Consider the following 1128-nt stretch of genomic DNA (forward strand, 5'->3'; position numbering starts at 1 on the left):
TCGTCAGTGTAGGGCCGCCGCCAGGGTTCCAGGTTGCGCACGCAGGTATCTGCCAGTGCGTGCAGTTCAGGACAGGGCTGACTGAGCCGCAGGGCAACAAAACCTTCATCCTGAACCAATTGCAGGGGAGGCAGGAAAAAAGCCGGGGTATCTGCCAGCTGTTGTTCCAGTGTTGCAATCAGATCGTCCAGCTTGCCCTGCAAGGGCATGGGGGCTTTGATGGTGGCATGGAAGCCATAACGACTGGCGCGTCGTGAAGCTTCTGCAAGGCCTTGAATCGGGGGCCGCTGTCTGGTCTGCGCAGTTTCGGAATCCCAACCCAACCAATGGCTGCCTGCTATCCACAGGGGATCATCGGCTTCTGGTACGTAATAAATGGCGACACGCATGGATTCAGGCAATTCTTTCACCGGCTTTCCAGACTGCACGCAATAAAGGATGGTTGTCGAAATCGCGCACCCGGAGCAGGTCGCCGCGCATGCCGATTTGCAGCGCGCCACGATCTTCCAGCCCGAGCATGCGTGCCGGGGCGAGGCTGACCATCTGCACCGCTTCAGGGAGCCTGATCAGGCCCATGCGGGTCAGAGCAAAGGCCGCTTCCAGCATGGCGTGGGGGACGTAGTCCGAGGCGAGCACATCCACCAGTCCGGCGGCAACCAGATCGCGCACGGCGACATTGCCGGAATGGGAGCCACCGCGCACCACGTTGGGGGCACCTGCGACGGTGGCCATCCCCAGTTTTCTGGCTTCCTGTGCCGCTTCCAGGGTCACCGGGAATTCGGCAATGCGAATACCCTCTGCGGCGTTTCGGCGAACTTCTTCGGCGGTGCGGTCGTCATGGCTGGCGATTTGCAAACCCATCCCGTGCAATTTTTCGAGAAGATAATGCCGGTTGATCTCACTATGGATTTCCCGACGCTGCTGGGCTTCCACAATCATCTGGTCCAGTTCGGCCTCGCTGTATCCATCACCACGCCGTCCTTCGCGGAATTTGTCGAGATTGGCATGCTGACCGACACCGGGGGTGTGGTCCATGATGCTGATCATGTGAACGGGGGCTTGCGCCATTGCCGTTTCAAACAATTGTTGCATATTGGGTGTGGGGAGTTCACAGCGCAGATGCAGCAC

Annotated in this window: 2 protein-coding genes; both read right to left on the reverse strand. The window is 59.3% G+C overall.

The features are described 5' to 3' along the window. Positions 1 to 410 (reverse strand): DUF1045 domain-containing protein (locus AC2VLY_RS01560; protein ID WP_486894192.1); only part of this gene is annotated, 410 nt, incomplete at its 3' end. Then, positions 394 to 1128 (reverse strand): alpha-D-ribose 1-methylphosphonate 5-triphosphate diphosphatase (locus AC2VLY_RS01565; protein WP_486921665.1); only part of this gene is annotated, 735 nt, incomplete at its 5' end. The genes AC2VLY_RS01565 and AC2VLY_RS01560, both read right to left, overlap by 17 nt.

This window comes from Acidithiobacillus sp. TH-A36 (genome assembly GCF_057473445.1).